At 64.1% G+C, this 19,555-nt stretch carries 19 protein-coding genes; 10 read left to right on the plus strand and 9 right to left on the minus strand.

Going from position 1 to position 19,555, the window contains the following annotated elements:
• Positions 1 to 68 precede the first annotated feature (68 nt).
• Both KUW17_RS15800 and KUW17_RS15805 read right to left on the minus strand, forming a co-directional pair.
• Positions 69 to 1,355: a homoserine dehydrogenase gene (locus KUW17_RS15800; protein WP_222480837.1), complete on the minus strand. Its 1,287-nt coding sequence runs from the start codon at positions 1,353 to 1,355 to the stop codon at positions 69 to 71.
• A 115-nt stretch (positions 1,356 to 1,470) separates the two neighbouring features.
• Positions 1,471 to 1,725 (minus strand): hypothetical protein, encoded by a 255-nt coding sequence (locus tag KUW17_RS15805; protein ID WP_222480839.1) that lies wholly within the window; start codon positions 1,723 to 1,725, stop codon positions 1,471 to 1,473.
• A gap of 167 nt (positions 1,726 to 1,892) precedes the next feature.
• On the opposite strand from KUW17_RS15805, the gene KUW17_RS15810 reads away from it, so the two are divergent.
• A complete protein-coding gene (locus tag KUW17_RS15810) occupies positions 1,893 to 2,480 on the plus strand; it encodes a TetR/AcrR family transcriptional regulator (RefSeq protein WP_039184136.1) in 588 nt (195 codons plus the stop codon).
• Positions 2,477 to 2,956: a GNAT family N-acetyltransferase gene (locus KUW17_RS15815; protein WP_222480842.1), complete on the plus strand. Its 480-nt coding sequence runs from the start codon at positions 2,477 to 2,479 to the stop codon at positions 2,954 to 2,956. Before KUW17_RS15810 ends, KUW17_RS15815 begins: the two co-directional genes overlap by 4 nt.
• Before the next feature lie 8 nt (positions 2,957 to 2,964).
• Here the strand turns inward: KUW17_RS15815 and KUW17_RS15820 are convergent, their stop codons facing one another.
• Both KUW17_RS15820 and KUW17_RS15825 read right to left on the minus strand, forming a co-directional pair.
• Complete coding sequence (locus KUW17_RS15820; RefSeq protein ID WP_226430105.1) at positions 2,965 to 3,267, minus strand: antibiotic biosynthesis monooxygenase family protein; 303 nt, start codon at positions 3,265 to 3,267, stop codon at positions 2,965 to 2,967.
• 184 nt (positions 3,268 to 3,451) lie between these two features.
• Positions 3,452 to 4,363, minus strand: coding sequence for a pirin family protein (locus tag KUW17_RS15825; protein ID WP_222480845.1), 912 nt, complete (start codon positions 4,361 to 4,363; stop codon positions 3,452 to 3,454).
• Between the two features lie 215 nt (positions 4,364 to 4,578).
• On the opposite strand from KUW17_RS15825, the gene KUW17_RS15830 reads away from it, so the two are divergent.
• A complete protein-coding gene (locus KUW17_RS15830) occupies positions 4,579 to 5,772 on the plus strand; it encodes an adenylate/guanylate cyclase domain-containing protein (protein WP_222480848.1) in 1,194 nt (397 codons plus the stop codon).
• 34 nt (positions 5,773 to 5,806) lie between these two features.
• Here KUW17_RS15830 and KUW17_RS15835 read toward each other — a convergent pair whose 3' ends face one another.
• Entirely contained in the window at positions 5,807 to 6,994 is a 1,188-nt protein-coding gene (locus tag KUW17_RS15835) for a reductive dehalogenase (RefSeq protein WP_222480850.1), read from the minus strand.
• Positions 6,995 to 7,048: 54 nt separating this feature from the next.
• Positions 7,049 to 7,924: a LysR family transcriptional regulator gene (locus KUW17_RS15840; RefSeq protein ID WP_222480852.1), complete on the minus strand. Its 876-nt coding sequence runs from the start codon at positions 7,922 to 7,924 to the stop codon at positions 7,049 to 7,051.
• 121 nt (positions 7,925 to 8,045) lie between these two features.
• Between KUW17_RS15840 and KUW17_RS15845 the strand changes: the two genes are divergently transcribed.
• Both KUW17_RS15845 and KUW17_RS15850 read left to right on the plus strand, forming a co-directional pair.
• Entirely contained in the window at positions 8,046 to 9,002 is a 957-nt protein-coding gene (locus tag KUW17_RS15845) for an NAD(P)-dependent oxidoreductase (RefSeq protein WP_222481172.1), read from the plus strand.
• Between the two features lie 104 nt (positions 9,003 to 9,106).
• Entirely contained in the window at positions 9,107 to 9,583 is a 477-nt protein-coding gene (locus KUW17_RS15850; RefSeq protein ID WP_222480854.1) for a hypothetical protein, read from the plus strand.
• 16 nt (positions 9,584 to 9,599) lie between these two features.
• Here the strand turns inward: KUW17_RS15850 and KUW17_RS15855 are convergent, their stop codons facing one another.
• Genes KUW17_RS15855 through KUW17_RS15865 form a run of 3 tightly spaced genes read right to left on the minus strand, consistent with a single transcriptional unit; the run spans position 9,600 to position 12,443 of the window.
• A complete protein-coding gene (locus tag KUW17_RS15855; RefSeq protein WP_222480856.1) occupies positions 9,600 to 10,232 on the minus strand; it encodes a TadE/TadG family type IV pilus assembly protein in 633 nt (210 codons plus the stop codon).
• Positions 10,233 to 10,236: 4 nt separating this feature from the next.
• Positions 10,237 to 10,773, minus strand: coding sequence for a TadE/TadG family type IV pilus assembly protein (locus KUW17_RS15860; protein WP_222480858.1), 537 nt, complete (start codon positions 10,771 to 10,773; stop codon positions 10,237 to 10,239).
• Positions 10,770 to 12,443, minus strand: coding sequence for a TadE/TadG family type IV pilus assembly protein (locus KUW17_RS15865; protein ID WP_222480860.1), 1,674 nt, complete (start codon positions 12,441 to 12,443; stop codon positions 10,770 to 10,772). Before KUW17_RS15865 ends, KUW17_RS15860 begins: the two co-directional genes overlap by 4 nt.
• A 338-nt stretch (positions 12,444 to 12,781) precedes the next feature.
• Here KUW17_RS15865 and KUW17_RS15870 point away from each other — a divergent pair, with 338 nt between their 5' ends.
• The 5 genes from KUW17_RS15870 (at position 12,782) to KUW17_RS15890 (ending at position 19,550) form a co-directional block, all read left to right on the plus strand.
• Positions 12,782 to 14,212 (plus strand): Glu/Leu/Phe/Val family dehydrogenase, encoded by a 1,431-nt coding sequence (locus KUW17_RS15870; RefSeq protein ID WP_222480862.1) that lies wholly within the window; start codon positions 12,782 to 12,784, stop codon positions 14,210 to 14,212.
• Between the two features lie 268 nt (positions 14,213 to 14,480).
• On the plus strand, positions 14,481 to 15,734 hold the full coding sequence (locus KUW17_RS15875) for a sarcosine oxidase subunit beta family protein (protein WP_222480865.1): 1,254 nt from the start codon (positions 14,481 to 14,483) through the stop codon (positions 15,732 to 15,734).
• Positions 15,735 to 15,800: 66 nt separating this feature from the next.
• A complete protein-coding gene (locus tag KUW17_RS15880) occupies positions 15,801 to 16,070 on the plus strand; it encodes a sarcosine oxidase subunit delta (RefSeq protein ID WP_222480867.1) in 270 nt (89 codons plus the stop codon).
• Entirely contained in the window at positions 16,067 to 19,012 is a 2,946-nt protein-coding gene (locus KUW17_RS15885; RefSeq protein ID WP_222480869.1) for a sarcosine oxidase subunit alpha family protein, read from the plus strand. Before KUW17_RS15880 ends, KUW17_RS15885 begins: the two co-directional genes overlap by 4 nt.
• Complete coding sequence (locus KUW17_RS15890; RefSeq protein ID WP_222480871.1) at positions 19,005 to 19,550, plus strand: sarcosine oxidase subunit gamma; 546 nt, start codon at positions 19,005 to 19,007, stop codon at positions 19,548 to 19,550. Before KUW17_RS15885 ends, KUW17_RS15890 begins: the two co-directional genes overlap by 8 nt.
• Positions 19,551 to 19,555: the final 5 nt, after the last annotated feature.

A 19,555-nucleotide genomic window follows, 5' to 3' on the forward strand; every position in this document is an offset into this window, starting at 1 on the left:
GGCTGCTGCGGCAGGAAAGCCCTGCCGCAGCGCTTAAAATTGCCGATTTTCACCGGATTGCCCCCGGCTCAGACCTCTTCGATGCGCAGCGCGACAGGAGTGCCGTCGACGACGTCAGTAGCGGTGAGGCCTTCAAGCGCCACGTCCAGGGTGGCGCGGGTGCATTTGTGGGTGACGAACAGCACCGGCGCCACCGGCGCCTTGTGGCTGTACTGGCGCATCCGGTCGATCGACACGCCGGCCTCGCCCAGAATGGCGGCTACTTTGGCCAGCGCGCCCGGTTTGTCGAGAAGCCCCATCCGCAGGTAGAAGGGCGCCGGCAGGCCGGTCTGGGCGGCGGGCGCCTCCTGCAGGGAGCTGGCAGGCTGGCCGAAGGTGGCAATGCGCAGGCCGCGGGCGAGGTCGAGGATATCACCCATCACCGCGCTGGCGGTCGGGCCTTCGCCGGCGCCGGGGCCGCGCAGCACCACCTGCTCAATCGAGTCGCCCTCGATCACCACCATGTTGGTGCCGCCTTCCAGCTGGCCCAGCGGGGAATCGTCGGGCACCAGGCAGGGCGACATGCGCTGTTCCAGCCCGCGGGCGGTGCGCTGCGCCACACCCAAGAGCTTGATGCGGTAGCCCATGTCGGCAGCGGCGCGGATGTCGTCCAGCTGGATGCGCTGGATGCCTTCCAGCTCCACGTTTGCAAAGGCCGGTTTGGTGCCAAAGGCGATGGAGGCCAGAAGCGCCAGCTTGTGGCCCGCGTCGATACCGCCCACATCAAGGTTCGGGTCGGCTTCCAGATAGCCCAGGCGGCCGCATTCCTCAAAGAGGGCGTTGTAGCCCTGGCCGGTGGCCTCCATCTGGGTCAGGATGTAGTTGCAGGTGCCGTTCATCACCCCCATGACGCGGGTGATTTCATTGCCGGCCAGCCCTTCGGTCAGGGACTTGATCACCGGGATGCCGCCGGCCACGGCAGCCTCGAAGCGGATCACCCGGCCCGCAGCCTCGGCCTGTTCCGCCAGTTCCTGACCGTGGATGGCCAGCAGCGCCTTGTTGGCGGTGACCACATCCTTGCCTGCGGCCAGGGCGGCTTCGGTCGCAGCCTTGGCGGCACCGTTATGGCCGCCCATCAGCTCGACGAACACATCAACGTCTTCGCGCACGGCCAGCGCCACGGGATCTGTCTCCCAGACGTAATCCTGCAGCGGCACGCCGCGGTCCTTGTTCGGGTCGCGGGCCGACACGGCGGAAATCACGACAGGGCGTCCGGTCCGCGCCTCCAGCAGCGCTGCGTGGCGGCGGATGATCTTCACCACGCCGATGCCGACGGTGCCCAAGCCTGCAATCCCTAGGCGAAGCGGTTCTGTCATGGCTGGAGGTCCTTTGTCCGAAACTTGTCCGCACCGCCTTAGCGGGTTCGGCGCAAGCGTGCAACGCCGCTGCGGAACAAGGCGGAGCGGTGCGGGCAGGAATGCCGCGGAGGGGTCAGAGTTCGGCGTTTTTGACGGCTTCGGCGCGGCGTTTCAGGCGGTCGCTGCGGGCGTCGAGCTCCTCCTGCAGATCCTCGCCGGCCTGCTGCGGCGGGTCCAGCGGTTCCAGCGCCTCATCCAGCGGCAGGAGGTCGGGGTAGTCCGCACCGCGCAGGTCGGGGGTCAGCCGGTCCTCCAGCTCTGGCACCCGGGTGCAGGCGGCGGCTGCCGTCACGGCCAGAAAAAATGCGATCCGTGTCCAAAACTGCATTGCCCAAACCCCATGCTCTGCTGGACCGGTTTTAGGAGGTCCGGCGGGCTGGCACAATTGAATTTCCGCGGCGGTTTGGGGATGTTGCCGCAGCCGCGGGCTGATAGAGGCATGGGGCGGCGGCATTCGCTCTTTTTTCTGAACATCTGTTCAGTTATTGTCGCCCCATGGCACGCACCCAAGGTTCCCACTCCGATATCACCGGCCCCCGCATCCGCGAGGCGGCCCTGCGGCTGTTTGCGCAGCACGGTTATGCAGCGGTCTCGATGCGCCAGATCGCCAAGGAGGTCGGGGTGCAGGCGGGCGCCCTGTACAATTACACGCCGGACAAGCAGAGCCTGCTGTTCAACCTGATGGCGGGCCATATGGCTGAGCTGCAGGCGGCCTGGGATTCGGTGCCACAGGCGGACAGCGCGCTGGAACGGCTGCGCGCCTTCACCGGCTTTCACATCCGTTTTCACCTGGAGCGCCCGGATGCGGTGTTCATCGCCTATATGGAGCTGCGCAACCTGACCGAGGAGAATTTCACCGTCATCGAATCGCTGCGCCGGGACTACGAGAACGGCGTGGAAGGGATCCTGAAACAAGGGGTCGAGCAGGGCGTGTTCGCCATTCCCGACACCAAGATCGCTACGCTGGCGGTGATTGCGATGCTGAACGGGGTCAACACCTGGTACCGCTCAGAGGGGCGGCTGTCGCTGGACGAGGTGGAGCGGGTCTATTGGGGCATGGTGCAGAAGGCGGTCAGCACATGAGCCTGCTGGATCTGAAAACCGGCCGTCTGCGGGCCGCCCCCTGGCAGGATCTGACGGCGGCGGAGCTGGCGGGCCTGTTTGCGCCGAAGGTGGTGCAATGGCTGCCGGACGGGTTTCAGGCACAGGGCAGCGATCAGAGCCGCCGCGAATTCCTGGCGGCGGTGTCGCAGCAGGCCGAAGTGGCGGCCCTTTGCACTGCGGCGGGCGAAGGTGTCGGGCTGATCATCCTGTCCTTCCCTGAAGAGGGCAGCAGCATCCGGAACCTGGGTTATCTCTTTGCCGAATCCGCCTGGGGGCAGGGGCTGGCCAGCGAACTGATTGGCGGATTGCAGGCGCATTTCCGCGGCAGCGGCGTCACGCTGTCCGGCGGGGTCATGCAGGAAAACGCGGCCTCGGCCCGGGTGCTGCAGAAATCCGGTTTCACGCCGGAGCGCGCGGGGGCGGAGACCGTGTACAGCTGGTATTCCGGCGCCTGACGGCCTGATCAGCTCAGCAGTCCAAGCATGTCGTAGTGGTCGATCTGGCGGCTCAGCACCATCGGGTCCTCTTCGGGCAGCACATGCGGCTGCTCCCAGTCCTCGCCGGCAAAGGCCTGCAGCGCCTCGACGCTTTCCCAGACCATCACCACGCAGAAGGTGGCGGGCGAATCCGGCCGCGGCAGCCCGGCGGTGACCGAAACAAGGCCCGGCTGGCGGCGCACGTGCGGCACAGCAGTATCGGTCAGAAAGGCCTTGAAGTCCTGGATCTTGTCGTCACGGACGGTGGCACGGAACACCCGGATAATCATCACTCCCCCCATCGGTCATTGGACAGGGGGAGTATAGCACATCAGGCGTGGGTTTGGCGGGCCGATCCGGATGGTGCGCGGGCTTGATGCGCCGCGCACAGGGAAAAGCGGGCACCGGTTTTCCCGTCCGGTGCGCGGGCTTGATGCGCCGCGCACAGGGAAAAGTGGGCACCGGTTTTCCCGGTCAGTGCGCGGGCTTGATGAATGTGCCGTTGCGCAAGTCGCGGAAGGCCTGGTGCAGTTCGGCCTGCGTGTTCATCACGATCGGCCCGTGCCAGGCCACCGGCTCGTTGATCGGCGCGCCGGAGATCAGCAGGAAGCGCACGCCATCCGGCCCGGCCTGCACGGTGATCTCATCGCCGGTGCCAAAGCGGATCAGGGTGCGGTCGCCGGACAGGTCGCGGATGTTGACCTCCTGGCCTGCGACTTCCTTCTCCAGCAGCACGCCTTGCGGGGCGGAGGCATCGGCGAAGGCCGCTTCACCTTCGAACACATAGGCAAAGGCCCGGCGGTAGGTGTCGATCGGCAGGGTCTTTTTCACCCCTGCCGGGATGAAGACGTCCAGATACTGCGGGTCGGCGGCGATGCCGTCGACCAGCCCGCGCTTGCCCCAGAAATCGCCGGCAATCACTTTTACCCGGGTTCCGTCGTCGTCGATGATCTCAGGGATTTCGGTGCCCTTGATGTCTTGGTAGCGCGGCGCGGTCATCTTCTGGCTGGCGGGCAGGTTGCCCCACAGCTGGAAGCCGTGCATCTGACCCTTGGCGTTGCCCGCGGGCATCTCCTGATGCAGGATGCCCGATCCCGCGGTCATCCACTGCACGTCGCCTGCGCCCAAGGTGCCTTCATTGCCCAGCGAGTCACCGTGTTCGACCGTGCCTGCCAGCACATAGGTGATGGTCTCGATGCCGCGGTGCGGGTGCCAGGGGAAGCCGCGCAGGTAGTCCTCCGGATTATTGTTGCGGAAGTCGTCGAACAGCAGGAACGGGTCCAGTTCCGACGGGTCCTGAAAGCCGAAGGCGCGGTGCAGTTTGACGCCCGCGCCCTCGGTATGCGGCTGCGCCGGGCGGGTTTCGAGGATGGGTCTGAGGGACATTTGCCTGCCTCCTGTGAACGGTGTGTGCCGTTAAGATAGGTTGTGCGGAGCAGCGGGGAAACCAGGGCGGTTTCACGCGCCCTGTGCGCGGGTGAACAGAACGCGGAGCAGCCCGCAGGGCTGCCCGGCCCAACGGGACGCGGTGCCGCAGGCGCCAAGGACGGGCGGGAGCTTCCCTGTTGCCGGGTGCGGAGCAGCCGGCGTAGCCTGTGCATATGACGGATGCTCCCGATCTTTTACTCCGCTTGCCGCCGGACCGGCGCGGCGCGGCGGTGCGCCTGATCTCCTATATGCTGGGGGAGGGGCGGGCGGCCAAGGACCCGGACAAGGTGCTGGAAAAGATGTGCAGCCTGATCCGGGCTGCGGGGGTGCCCTTGCAGCGGGCGGCCTCCATCGTGCAGCTGCTGCACGCGGAGGCGGTTGCTAGCGCCCGCTTCTGGGAACACGGGCAAGGCACCCGTAGCGAGTTGTTTCCGTTCAACGCGGATAGCGGCGACGGCTACGCGCGTTCCCCCGCTGCCGATGTGCACCGGACCGGAGAATGGGTGGTGCTGTGGCTGCCGGACACGCCGGATGACCGCTACGGGATCGTTCCGGACCTGAAGGCAGAAGGGTATACCCACTACATCATGGCACCGGTGTTCATGGCGATCGGCACCGCGGGCATCTTCAGCTTTGCCACCCGCGAGCCGCAGGGGTTTTCGCAGGATGACCTCCTGTTTCTGCGCGCCGTGCTTCCGGCGATGGCGGCCTGCCAGGAGGTGCTCGCCACGGCCCGGGCCATGCAGGAGGTGCTGAGGATCTACGCCGGCGAGGAGCCGCAGCGGCGGATCCTGTCGGGCGACGTGCGCCGGGGCGAGGTGATGCGGATCCGCTCTGCCATCCTGTTTGTCGACATGCGACGGTTTACCGAACTGACAGCAGGCATGAGCGCCGAAGGCGCCACCGGGCTGCTCAATGCCTATTACGATTGCATCGTGCCGCCCATCGAGGCGGCCGGCGGGGAAGTGCTGAAATTCATAGGTGACGGCGTCCTTGCGGTTTTCCGGGATGAGGAGGACGGGGCGCAGACCTGTGCCCGGGCGCTGGGCGCCTCCCGGGAAGCGTTGGCACGGGTTGCGGCCCGTACCGCTGCGCCGCAATTCGATGTTGGCATCGCCCTGCATTTTGGCGAAGTGGCCTTTGGCAATGTCGGCTCCGGCATGCGGCTCGACTACACCGTGATCGGGCGCGACGTGAACCTGGCGGCGCGGGTGGCGGGGCTATGCGGCTCACTGGGCGAACCGCTGCTGGTGTCGTCCGAGTTCCGGCAGAGGGCGGGGCTGGAAGGGTGTTCGCTGGGGGCGCAAAGCCTCAAGGGGTTGCAGACAGAGGAGGAGGTGTTTGCGCTTCCGCTGCTGTCATCCTGAAGCCCCGCCCGGCGCTTGTTCACGGCGGCGCGGGCTATTGCTTTCCTCCGGCGGCTTGCTGCCACCATTCAGATGGTTTTCTGCGGCCGCCATGGCTTCCGGCCAGCCGCAGTGCCAGCTTGCGCAGCGGTCCCAGCGCCAGTTTCAGCCACAGCCGGTTCCGGCGCTTGGAATAGTCGCGGTTGAACGGGCAGACCCGCATGCATATGGCGCAGTCCGAGGACATCTTGGCCCAGAAGGAAAAACATTTCTCGGCGTCAGAGGTCCATTTCCTTACACCTTTGATTGCCGAGACATTGGCAGTTTCGGTGGAGGGCGGCCCATAGGGCAGCGCCTTGACCGGGCAGGCGTCTGCGCATTTGGTGCAGATGTTGCAGAACTCTTTCACACCTAGCGGCTGCGGCCCATCATGGGAGAGCGGCAGATTGGTGAAGATCTTGGAGAACCTGAGGCGCGGCCCATACTCGGGTGTGATCACCATCTGGTTGCGCGCGTATTCGCCGAGGCCTGCCTTCACCGCGTAGGGGATCACCAGCCCGGTGTCATTCATTGACGGCACCGCCTCATACCCCAGGTTGCGGATATAGGCGGCAAGCTGCATCACGATAGAGGCTTCGTGGCTGTATTCCCGCCCCGTCGCAGCGCCTGCCAGCGCCGAGGGGTAGGTGGCAACCAGCTCCTTGTCCATCTCATGGCCCAGCACGATCACGCTGGTCAGCCCGTCTGGCAGATCATGCGGCGCTTCGGACATGTCGCGGGCATCGACGCGGGCGGTGTAAAGCCAGCGTTCATCCAGATCGGTGATACCGCAGAGGTCGGCACCGAAGAATTTGGCGATGCGCTTCATCTCGGCGGACATCTTTGCCGGGTCGTCGATCTCCAGGGCGTCCTTGGCCACCGGAGTATCCGGGCGGATGGCGGCCTGGAACCCTTCGCGGATGCCCTCGTGCGCCCGCCGTGAGGAGACCACGTCGGAAATCAGCCAGGCCGCATTGCGCAGGGCGAAGTCGCGCTGTGTAAACCCGTCGCCGCGCCGGGGCGCCGCTTCCATCCGGTAGGAGGAGAAGAATTTCGCTGTGTGCTTGGACTTTACCCGGTCATCCCAAAAGGCGCGGGTGAAGATGTCGTTGCGTTGCGAGAACCGCTCGAATCCGTCGGTGACTTCGATTCCCGCGGCTGCGTCGCCGTCGCGCTGGGGCGGGGTGTTCTGTGGCCAGGGCATGGGCGGACGGTATCCGTCGTCAAGCCGCCGGGCAAGACGCGCCGGAGGCTTTTCTTAACAAAACAAGGAGACGACCCAGTCCCGCACCATGGCAACCTCAGCACTGTTGGGGGCCTCGCCGGCGGCGGGCATCAGGTAGTGGCCCTGGCCCATCGGGATCTCCGCGCCCGCCACAGGCGCCAGCCGGCCCAGCGACAGCGGCAGTTCGGCATAGCGGCGCATCAGCATGGCCACACCGGCGCCGGAGGCTGCCATTTCGATCGCCGCCAATGAGGTGTCGACATAAAGCGGTGCGGAGCGGTCCTTGAGCGGCACGCCCGCCTGCTCCGACAGGCGCAGCCAGTGGTCCTGGTAGCCGTGGATGTGAATCAGAGTCTGGCCGAACAGCTGATCCACCGATTTCAGCTGCTCCGCCAGCTGCGGTTGGGCCACCGGAATCACGCTTTCGGTTGCCAGCAAATGCGCGCGGCGGTCGAACCAGCCGGACGGCCCCAGCCGCAGGTCGATATCCACGTCCTCGTCCTGGGTGCTGTCGGCCCAGACAGCGGAGATCAGACGGATGCGGATATGCGGGTGCGCCGCGTGAAAGGCCCCCAGCCGCGGCGCCACCCACAGGACCGCAGTAGAGACCGGCGCCCGCAGGGTCACGGTCCGGGTCTGCGCATGCCCCAGCAGCCCGCGCGTGGAGTAGGCAATGTCGGTCAGCGCCTGCGCTACCGAGGGGTAGTAGGCGTGGCCCAGCTGCGTCAGCTCCAGATGACGGGCGCGGCGGATGAACAGAGTGATGCCAAAGCTTTTCTCCAGGCTGCGGACCTGGTGGCTGACGGCGGCCTGGGTCAGGCCCAGCTCATCAGCGGCAGCGGTGAAGCTGTGCAGACGGGCGGCGGCCTCAAAGGCGCGCAGCCAGACGAGGTTGGGCAGATCGGACATTTACGTTGCAAAAATTCTTGGGGTCAGGTCGCGTTATTATTCGTTTTTGTTTTAGTTGAGGTCAAGCTAGCCCTTTTGCAAGCGATTACCCCGGGAGGAGAAACGGGACATGAAAACGGATATGAAGATCGGCTTCATCGGCCTCGGCAATGTTGGCGGCAAGCTGGCGGGCAGCCTAGTGCGCAACGGGCTGGATGTGGCTGTGCATGACCTGGACGCGGCGCTGGTTGAAAAATTCATGGAGCGCGGCGCCAAGGCAGGCGGCAGCCCGGCACAGATGATGCAGGACTGCGATGCGGTGATCACCTGCCTGCCCAGCCCGGCGGCCTCTGATGCGGTGGTCACTGAGATGCTGCCGCATGTGAAACCCGGTAAGATCTGGATGGAAATGTCCACCACTGACGTGGAAGAGGTGAAACGCCTCGGCGCCCTGATTGTCGAGCGCGGCGGCGAGCCGGTCGACTGCCCGGTCTCCGGCGGCTGCCACCGCGCCGATACCGGAAATATCTCAATCTACGCAGGCTGCGAGCGCGCGACCTTCGACCGCATCTTGCCGATCCTGACCACCATGGGCCGCCGCATCCTGCATGTGGGGGAGATCGGCAACTCCTCCACCCTCAAAGTGATGACCAACTACCTGGCCAACCTGAACCTGCTGGCAGTCATGGAAGCGCTGACGGTGATGAAGGCCTGCGGCATGGATCTGGGCATGACCTTCGAGGCGATCTCGATGTCGTCGGGCACCTCCTTTGCGCATGAGACCGAAAGCCAGCTGATCCTGTCGGGTTCGCGCGATGTGAATTTCACCATGGATCTGGTGATGAAGGACATCGGCCTGTTCCAGACCCTGGCCGACCGCCACAACGTGCCGCTGGAGCTGTCGCCCCTGATGATCGAGATGATGAAGGACGGCCAGCGCCGCTATGGCGAGCGGGCGCAGTCGGACCGGATGATCGAGCGCCTGGAAGAGGCCACCGGCCTGTCGATCACCGCGCCGGGCTTCCCGCAGGAACTGATCGACGATGAGCCGGAAGAGCCGGGTTACGAGGTGGTCGTGCGCCGCGCTGCTGCGGAATAAGTTTCCCCGACCAGCACGGCTGCATTCAGCCCCCGGTGCGCCGGGGGCTGTTTTCTTTTGCCGATCCGGTCTATGCCCGGCAGGGCAGCAAAGGGGAGCAGCGAATGAGCAAGGAAGTTCTGGCCACGATTGAGGCATCGGCCGGCCGGCGTGTCATGGGAACGGCGATGCTGGGGCTGACGGGGGGGCTGCTGGTCTACGTCGCCTTTGCCGCGCCGCCGTCGCCTGCCTGGCTGGTGTTCCTGGTGGCGGTCGGCACTGCCGCGCTGTGGCTGGCGGTGCGGATGTGGCAGGCAACTGTCCACCGGATCGAATTGACGGCAGAAGAGCTGCGCTGCTCGGACGGACAGGTGATCGCGCGGGTGGAGGATATCGAAGCTATCGACCGCGGCTTCTTTGCCTTCAAGCCGTCCAACGGTTTCCTGATCCGAACCGGCACCCAAGGCAGCAGGGCCTGGATGCCGGGGTTGTGGTGGCGGTCAGGCCGCCGGATCGGCATTGGCGGGGTGACGCCGGGATCGCAGGGCAAGGCGATGTCAGAAATTCTGGCCGCGATGCTGATGCAGCGCGGCCAGGGCTGATTGAGTCGGAGGGTGATCAGGCGGGCGGCGAAACCTTCTCCGCGTTGTCGTTGTGGTTGTTGCCGTTGCCCTTGTCCTCCAGGAACACGACTTGCGGTGCAAAGCGCGGGCGGGTGAAGACAAAGTTCTCCAGATCGAACATCGGGATGCCCACGTCAAAGGCCGGCTGGACCTCGTTCCAGGTTTCCACCAGGATCACACGCTCCTGATCGGGCACCGCCGGAAGATTATCTTTGACGGCATTGATTGTTCCATCGGCCCATTCGTCGTAGGCGCTGCCGCGCACCTTGGACCAGTCGACATAGTAACGCTCATCGGCTTCGTCCCAGCGGATGACCGAGATGCGGGTCGACAGGGTGCTGTCGCCGCGCACCAGTTCCTGGGCGAGCGCGTACATGCTGTCGATATAGTCCTCGTTCACATAGTTGGTTTCCCGTGAAATCAGGTCTGACACGGTATAGGCCGCCTTCATGTTGATGCTTTCCTGCCGGAAGGCGTCAAAGAAGGTGTAGATGGCGGTGAACATGCCAAGAAGCAGCGGGACGTAGAGAACAAACTCCAGCGTGATGTTGCCATCGGTCCTGTTTACGAAGCGGCGGGCGGACCCGGGCAGATGCCGGGACAGGCGGCGGGAGAGGAGAGTCAGCATGGCGTTACCTCGGTTCCTGGACGAAGGCGGATGATGCGATCAGATTGACGCGGCCGTCGCCGTCCTTGCTCAGATCTTTGCCCAAGCCCCAGGTCGGGAAGATCGGTTCGAACTTCATGCAGGCGCGGATGAACATCAGCTCGTTGGACTGGCCGTTGACGAAGGTGCGCACTGGCTGAACGTCCTCGGCGTTGTCGATGCAGTCCGGGGTCGGGTCGATCGGCGTCCAGGCAAAGGGGTCAAGCCGCAGCATTTCCAGGCGCAGCGACGTGTCGCACTCGTCAATGAAGCCGGAGAGGGTGCAAATCTGGTCGCGCAGCTCGTCATGGGTCATGTCGCCGCCGGTGCTGAGGCGGATGTCGCGGACGGTCTGGTCCACCGCCCGCTCCAGTTGCGAGTGGCGGAGGTTGATCATGCCCAGTTCGACGGTGGACATCAGGACCATCAGGAAGGCTGGGAGAACGATGACGAATTCCACGGTGAAATTGCCATCTTCGCGCTGCCTGAAACGGCGCAAGGCTTGTGTGGTACGGCGTATCATTGGGTCAGCCTCAGCTGGCGGATGGAAGTTGCGATCGAGGAGAAGGCGTCGGAGATTTCCAGGCCTTCCACGTCAAAGAAGTGGGCCGGCGAGCTGGCGCAGTCCTCCAGCACCTTGATGCCGCCGGAGGGGGCTTCAAAGCCGACCGAGTAGATGATCACGCCCTGATCCTTGGTGATGTTGCACATTGTCTTGGTGTGCTGGTCCTTGGCGGTCCGGTTGTGGAAATAGCGGCCGGCGTTGAACCAGTCGGCCCAGGCGCTGCTGCTGAACTCATAGAGATGTTTCGCGATATGGGCCAAGGAGACCTGGGCATGCAGTTCCTGATAGGTCAGCTGCTTAAGGCTTTCCCCGCCTTCCTCTGCTTTTTCTTCGCATTGCCCGCTTTCATTGCATTGCTGGTAGGTGCCCTGACCGTACGGGTGGTCCTCCCACCTGCCCATATGGGGCCAGTAGTAGTTCTTTTCCCCGTTCGAGTGGTAGATGGAGTAAACGCCGACGGAATCGTCGTCCGAGTAGATCTTGTCGGTGTGGGGGGCCGCTGCGTTATACCAGACATCCGACATCCCGTCCCGGCGGGAGGGATTGAGCATGTACTGGTTGGTGTTCTGCCCGTCCGACATCAGGATGATGATCTTCAGGGTGTCGCCGCTGCCATAGTCGGTCGGCCGGTTCAGGAAGTTCGCGTCGATTTCGCCGTCAGCAACCAGCGCGTTCACGACGTTGCGTGCGGTCGGATCCAGCAGGGCGCTGCCCCACTTCATTCCGATATCGATCGAGGTGTTGCCATAGGCTGTCAGGCTGTCGATGTAGGCATGCAGTTCGGCGGCATCGTTGGTGAAGGGCAAGATGGCCGAACCGTCCCGGGTCGGGCAGACCGGGCGGTCGATCATGTTCTCGGAGTAGGTGAACGTGTCGAAATGCGCGGTGCGCTCCATGACTTCATTCTGGTACAGAGTGTGCTTGCTGAACTGGTCAGACACGAAGTTCACGCAGTAAGAATAGTCATGCTCTTGCGAGACATTGGGATACTTGCTGAGCAGAGCCTGGCCTGCATTCACCTGGGTGGCATAGGGAATGATCGAGATCGACAGGTTGCTGATATCCGTGTTGCTGGTGATTTGTGTCACGAAGGATTTCGCGGCTGCCTTCAGGTTCACCAGGCGGTTGCCCGAGTTCATCGAACCCGAAATGTCCAGCACCATGGAGATTTCGACGCTGCCGATGGTTTCCTCGGCGCGTGAGTTCGCGTAAAGCGGCATCTCCTCGACGCCGGCGAACCTCAGAAGATGAACTTCGAAGTCCGTGTCGATCGTGGCTTCGACGCTCTTGTAACCCAGACCTTGCTGGACGGTCGGGGTGCTGTAGTATTCGCTGAGCCCGGCTTTGCTGAGGTAGTCCTGCACAACCACCGCGGGCTCCAATTCCTGATCGAGGTCGGCAGCGGCCAGAACCGCGCGGTCCAGCGTATACTGCAGATGCGTCCGGTCGCGTTCCATCCGCATCAGGTCGACCCCGATGCCGCCGATGGCCAGCATGGCAAGGAAGCAGAGCAGCGCCTGATTGGCGAGCACGCCGTCCTCTTCCCTGAGGAACCCCCTCACCTTTGCCAGGCATCGCCGCATCAGCGGATTGGCAAGTGCGGTGGAACTTTTGTGACGTATACTCATCTGAATACCCCCTGCCGGCTTGGGAACGGGTCAGCACGGCTTTCGCAGCGGAATTTACACTTATTAATGCTTGGTAAAGGTGGCGGAATTGGGGCGGGATTGAGCCGGAAAATCTCCAATTGCCACCGATTGGGTTTTCAGTAGAGGGGCGCATTCCGGTGTTGTTGCGCTGCCGGGGACAATCGCCTCCCCATAAATAGCGAATCGCGCATCAGTTTCTAAGATACGAATCTTTTTGGCCGGAAAGGGTCAAAAAGGTCGCACTCCCCCGGTAACTCTGCATAGAGTGAGGGGGCCATCGGCAGCGAGTCGATGTTTGAGCACGGAGATGATTTTAAATGACCATCCGCACAGAGCCGAGCTTCCGCGAGAGCGTGGACCTGATGTACAACCGGGCCGTCAAGCTGATGGACCTGCCGCCAGGGCTGGAAGAGAAGATCAGGGTCTGCAACGCGACTTACACGGTGCGGTTCGGTGTGCGCCTGCGCGGTTCCATGCATACGTTCACCGGCTACCGCTCAGTGCATTCGGAACACATGGAGCCGGTAAAGGGCGGCATTCGCTATGCCACCGGCGTCAATCAGGACGAGGTGGAGGCGCTGGCGGCGCTGATGACCTACAAATGCGCCCTGGTGGAGGCGCCGTTCGGCGGCTCCAAGGGGGGCTTGTGCATTGATCCCCGCGAATACGAGGAGCATGAGCTGGAGCTGATCACCCGCCGCTTTGCCTATGAGCTGGCCAAGCGCGACCTGATCAACCCGTCGCAGAACGTGCCTGCGCCCGACATGGGCACCGGCGAGCGCGAGATGGCCTGGATTGCAGACCAGTACGCGCGCATGAACACCACCGATATCAACGCCAAGGCCTGCGTCACCGGCAAGCCGCTGAACGCAGGCGGCATCTCGGGCCGGGTGGAGGCGACAGGCCGCGGGGTGCAATACGCCCTGCGCGAGTTCTTCCGCTATGAAGAGGACAAGGCTGCCGCTGGGCTTGCCGGGAAGCTGGATGGCAAGCGGATTATCGTCCAGGGCCTTGGCAACGTGGGTTACCACGCAGCCAAGTTCCTGTCCGAGGAAGACGGCGCGCGCATCACCGGTATCATTGAGCGTGACGGCGGGCTTTTCAGCGTCGACGGCCTCGACGTGGAGGCAGTGCGCAACTGGATCGTCAAGCACGGCGGCGTGTCAGGCTACCCGGATGCGCAGTTCGTGGAGGACGGCAGCCAGCTGCTGGAAGAAGAATGCGAGATCCTGATCCCCGCTGCGCTGGAGGGGGTGATCAACCTTTCCAATGCCGAACGTGTCAAGGCGCCGCTGATCATCGAGGCCGCAAACGGACCTGTCACCGCCGGCGCGGATGAGATCCTGCGCAAAAAGGGCTGCGTGATCATTCCGGACATGTATGCCAACGCGGGCGGTGTGACTGTCTCCTACTTTGAATGGGTGAAGAACCTCAGCCATATCCGCTTCGGCCGCATGCAGCGCCGCCAGGAAGAGGCGCGCCACCAGCTGGTGATCGACGAGCTGCAGCGACTGGATGACGTGATGGGCGATACCTGGTCGATGTCGCCGGACTTCAAGGACAAGTACCTGAAGGGGGCGGGCGAGCTGGAGCTGGTGCGCTCCGGCCTGGATGACACCATGCGGGCGGCTTACCAGTCGATGCGCGAAGTCTGGCACAGCCGCGACGACGTGACCGACCTGCGCACCGCGGCCTATCTGGTGTCGATCGACAAGGTCGCCAAGAGCTACCACGCCAAGGGTCTCTGACAGGGCGCAACTTTGAAAACTGTCTGCCGGGGCGGAGGGGAAACTCTCCGCCCTGTTTTTCTGCAGCCGGTTCACAATACGTCATCTGCCGTCGCAAATAGAACTAGACACAAGTGATCAGTTCATGTGATTTGCGGCAAAGCCGTGCTGAAGTGCCGCAAAACAAGCCTTGGGGCTAGGAGCAGCACGCGAAAGCGGATAGCAATGCCGCCAAGGCCCGGGTTGAATTTTGCCGGGCGGCGGAAGTGATTTGACGGGGAGGGATGACATGCGGTTTTCGGGCTGGCGTGTGCTTCGCGAGGGGCTCACCGGAAACAAGGGGTGGAAGCCTCACTGGCGGGACCCTGAACCCAAATCCGAATATGACGTGGTGATCATCGGCGGCGGCGGCCACGGGCTGGCAACCGCTTATTACCTAGCCAAGGAGCATGGCATCACCAATGTCGCGGTGCTGGAGAAGGGCTACCTTGGCGGCGGCAACGTCGGTCGCAATACCACCATTGTCCGGGCAAACTACTACCTGCCGGGCAACTCGGAGTTCTATTCCCATTCCTTGCGGCTCTGGGAAGGGATGGAGCAGGACCTCAATTATAACGCGATGATGTCCCAGCGCGGTATCATCAATCTGTTTCACAACGACGGCCAGCGCGACGCCGCCGTGCGCCGGGGCAATTCCATCGTCAACCAGGGGGATGACGCGGAGATCCTGAGCCGGGACGACCTGCGCCGGATGGCGCCGTTCCTGAACTTCGACAATGCCCGCTTTCCGATCATGGGCGGCCTGATGCAGCGCCGGGCTGGCACCGCGCGCCATGACGCGGTCGCCTGGGGCTATGCCCGCGCTGCCGACATGCGCGGGGTGGATCTGATCCAGAACTGCGAAGTTACCGGCATCGACGTCGAGAACGGCAAAGTGGTGGGCGTGCAGACCGCGCGCGGCCCGATCCGCGCCAAGAAGGTGGCGCTGGCGGCCGCGGGCCGCTCCGGCCAGGTTGCGGCGATGGCAGGGCTGACGCTGCCGATCGAAAGCCATGTGCTGCAGGCTTTTGTCTCGGAAGGGCTGAAGCCGATCGTGGACCATGTGATCACCTTTGCCGAGGGGCATCTTTACATCAGCCAGTCGGACAAGGGCGGCATGGTGTTCGGCAGCTACCTGGATTTCTACAGTTCCTACGCTGCGCGGGGCAATCTGCCGATGGTGGAGCATACGATGGAGAGTTTTGTGGCGATGGTGCCTGCGCTCAGCAAGGCGCGGCTGTTGCGCAGCTGGGGCGGCATCATGGACATGACGCCGGACGGCTCCCCGATCATTGATCATTCGCCGATTGATGGCCTCTACCTGAACTGCGGCTGGTGTTACGGCGGCTTCAAGGCAACGCCGGGATCGGGCAGCGTTTATGCGCATCTGATTGCCACGGACCGGCCGCACGGGGCAGCCACGAAATTCAAGCTCGACCGCTTCCGCAGCGGCGTTGGCCTGATGGACGAGGAGGGGACCGGTGCGCAGCATAACCTGCACTAAGCGTTTGAAGCGCGCCGGGCATGCCTCCGGCGGGAGTATTTTTGCAAAGATGAAGGAGCGCCGGTCATGAGAATTACCTGTCCGCTCTGCGGCGAGAGGGACCGCCGCGAATTCTATTACAAAGGCGCTGCACTTGTGCGCCCGGCTGAAGGCGAGGATCTGGATGCCTGGCATCAGTATGTGAACCTGCGGGAGAACCCGGCAGGGCCGCTGGATGAGCTGTGGTATCACGAGATGGGGTGCAATTCCTGGCTGAAGGTCACCCGCAATACCGCGACGCATGAGATCCTGGCGGTGCAACTGGCATCCGAGGCCGGGCTGGGAGGGCAAAAATGAGACTTCCCGGAAAAGGTTTGAACCAGGGTGCGAAGCCGATCACCTTCGCCTTCAACGGCCGCCACATGATGGGGCTTGAGGGCGACACGCTGGCCTCGGCGCTTTTGGCAAATGACGTGCATCTGGTGGGGCGGTCGTTCAAATACCACCGCCCGCGCGGGGTGCTGACCGCGGGCAGCGAGGAGCCGAACGCGCTGGTGACCATCGGCACCGGCGGCCAGCAGGATCCGAACGTGCGGGCCACCCAGCAGGAGCTGTTCGAGGGGCTGGAGGCACGCAGCCAGAATTGCTGGCCTTCGGTCGAGCGCGATCTGATGGCGCTGAACGACCTGGCGGCGCCGTTCTTTGGCGCGGGGTTCTATTACAAGACCTTCATGTGGCCGGCGGCGTTCTGGGAGAAGGTCTATGAGCCGCTGATCCGCAACGCGGCAGGCCTTGGCGCGCTGTCGGGCCAGGCGGATCAGGACCGCTATGAGAAGGCCTTTGCGTTCTGCGACGTGCTGGTGATCGGCTCCGGCCCCGCCGGGCTGATGGCGGCGCTGACTGCGGGCCGGGCCGGGGCCGATGTGATCCTGGCAGAGGAAGACAGCCGCATGGGCGGCCGCCTGCTGGCAGAGCGCGAGGAGATCGGCGGCAAGCCGGGTCATGCTTGGGCGGCAGAAGTGCTGGCCGAGCTGGAGGCGATGGATAATGTGCGGCTGATGACCCGTACTGCCGTCACCGGCGCCTACGACCAGGGCACCTACGGCGCGCTGGAGCGGGTCTCGCACCATCTGCCGCGGCGGCATTCGCTGAAGGGCAGCCATCTGCCGCGCGAATGCTTCTGGCGGATCGCGGCCAAACACGCAGTGCTGGCGGCGGGCGCGATCGAGCGCCCGGTGGCGTTCCGCAACAACGACCGGCCCGGCATCATGATGGCGGGCGCCGTGCGCGCCTATCTGAACCGCTGGGGGGTGGCGCCGGGCGAACGCGTCACCGTCTTTGCCAACAACGATCAGGCGCACCGGACGGCGCGCGACCTGCATGACGCGGGTGTGCATATCGCGGCGGTGATCGACAGCCGCCACGAGGCGCCGGATGGCGGCCCCTATCAGGTGATCAAGGGTGCGCAGGTCTGTGACAGTGCCGGGCGTCAGCGGCTGGAGAGCATCACCGTGCGCTCGGTCAGGGGCGAGGAGAAGATCCAGACCGACTGCCTGGCGATGTCCGGTGGCTGGAACCCCTCGGTGCATCTGACCTGTCATCTGAACAGCCGGCCGGTGTGGACGCGCGAAGCACTGGCCTTTGTGCCAGCCGAAGGCGCAGTGCCGGGCATGGTCACAGCTGGCGCCTGCAATGGCACATTCTCTACCGCAGGTGCGCTGCGCGAGGGCGCCGTGGCTGCTGGCAAAGTTCTGGAGGCGCTGGGCCTGAAATCCTCCGCGGCCGAGCTGCCAGATGCAGAGGATGACCCTTACCGCATCTCGGCGCTGTGGGCGGTGCCGGGCAAGGGCCGCGCCTGGCTCGACTTCCAGAATGACGTAACCGTCAAGGACGTGAAGCAGGCGGCCACCGAAAACTTCCGCTCGGTCGAGCATATGAAGCGCTATACCACGCAGGGCATGGCGACCGATCAGGGCAAGAACTCCAACGTCGCAGCGCTGGCGGTGCTGGCGGATGCGACCGGCCGGACAATCCCTGAGACTGGCACCACCACCTTCCGCCCGCCGTTTGTGCCGGTGTCGCTGGGGGCGATGGGGGCAGGGGCCACGGATGAGGGCTTCAAGCCGCAGCGCTTCCTGACCTCGCACGGCGAGAGCGACACCCGCGGGGCGCATCAGCTGGAAGTGGGCCTGTGGTACCGCGCTGCCTATTTCCCGAAGCCGGGCGAGACCAGCTGGCGCCAGTCCTGCGACCGCGAAGTGACCACGGTGCGCAATGCTGTGGGCATCTGCGATGTCTCCACCCTGGGCAAGATCGACATCCAGGGGCCGGACGCGGGCAAATTCCTGGATTTCCTCTACACCAACACCTTCAGCACGCTGAAGGTGGGCAGGGTCCGTTACGGGCTGATGCTGCGCGAGGACGGTTTTGTCATGGATGACGGCACCACCGCGCGGGTGGGCGAAAACCACTTTGTCATGACCACCACCACCGCCGCCGCAGGGCAGGTGATGGCGCATATGGAGTTCGTGAGCCAGGTGCTCTACCCGGAATGGGACGTGCGCTTTACCTCTGTGACGGAGCAATGGGCGCAGTTTGCCGTGGCCGGGCCGAAATCGCGGGAACTGCTGAACGGGCTGATCGACGAGGAGGTGAACGGTGAGACCTGGCCCTTCATGGGTTGCGGCGGGGCGACCGTTCTGGGCGTCAAGGGGCGGCTGTTCCGGATCTCCTTCTCGGGCGAGCATGCCTATGAGGTGGCGGTGCCTGCGCGCTATGGCGAGAGCCTGTACCGCGAGCTGCTGAAGCGGGCGGAGGCGATGGGCGGCGGCGCCTATGGCATGGAAGCGCTCAATGTCCTGCGGATCGAGAAGGGCCTGATCACGCACGCCGAGATCAACGGCACCGTGACCGCCTTTGACCTGGGCCTGCAGGGGATGATGTCCAAGAAGAAGGATTTCCTGGGCAAGGCCATGTCCACGCGCGAAGGCCTGATGGCCGAAGACCGGATGCGCCTTGTGGGACTGAAACCCGTTGGTGCTGCCAAGGAAATCACCGCCGGCGCGCATCTGTTCACGCCGGGCGACCCGGTCGAGCGGATTTATGACCAGGGCTATGTAACCTCGGCCGGCTATTCGCCGACGCTTGGTCATTCGATTGGCCTGGCATTCCTGAAAGAGGGGCCGGAGCGGATTGGCGAGACCGTACGCCTGGTCGATCATATGCGCGGTGTGGATACCCTGTGCGAGGTTGTTTCGCCTGTGTTCTTTGATCCCGAAGGAGACCGTGCCCGTGGCTGATTTGATTGCAAAGAGCCCCTGCGAGGGGCTGCTGCCGGTAACCATTGGCGGCATAAGCCTGACTGAGGAACAGCCCGGCAGCATGTGGGCCTTGGCGCCATTCAAGGGGCAGGAGAAGGCGCTGGGCAAGGCGCTGGAGGCGGCGCATGGCATGGCCTTCCCGGCGGTGAACCGCGCAACCGGCAAGGCAGGCAGCCGGGCTGTCTGGTTCGGCCGGGAGATGGCGCTGCTGATGGGGCCGGAGCCTGACGCCAATCTGGCCGAGCATGCCGCGCTGACGGATCAGAGCGACGCCTGGGCAGTGGTTCGGCTGGAGGGGGCTGGGGCCGAGGACGTGCTGGCGCGGCTGGTGCCGGTGGATCTGCGCCCGCACGTCTTCAAGCGCGGCCATACCGTGCGGACGGAACTGAAGCACATGATGGCCTCGGTGACCCGCACCGGGCCGCAGGCGTTTCAGATCATGGTGTTCCGCTCGATGGCAAAAACGCTTGTGCATGATTTGAAAACAGCGATGGAAGCCGTCACGGCGCGGGGGTAACCTGC

This window comes from Leisingera aquaemixtae, from assembly GCF_019801145.1.
Classification (GTDB): Bacteria; Pseudomonadota; Alphaproteobacteria; order Rhodobacterales; family Rhodobacteraceae; genus Leisingera; species Leisingera aquaemixtae_A.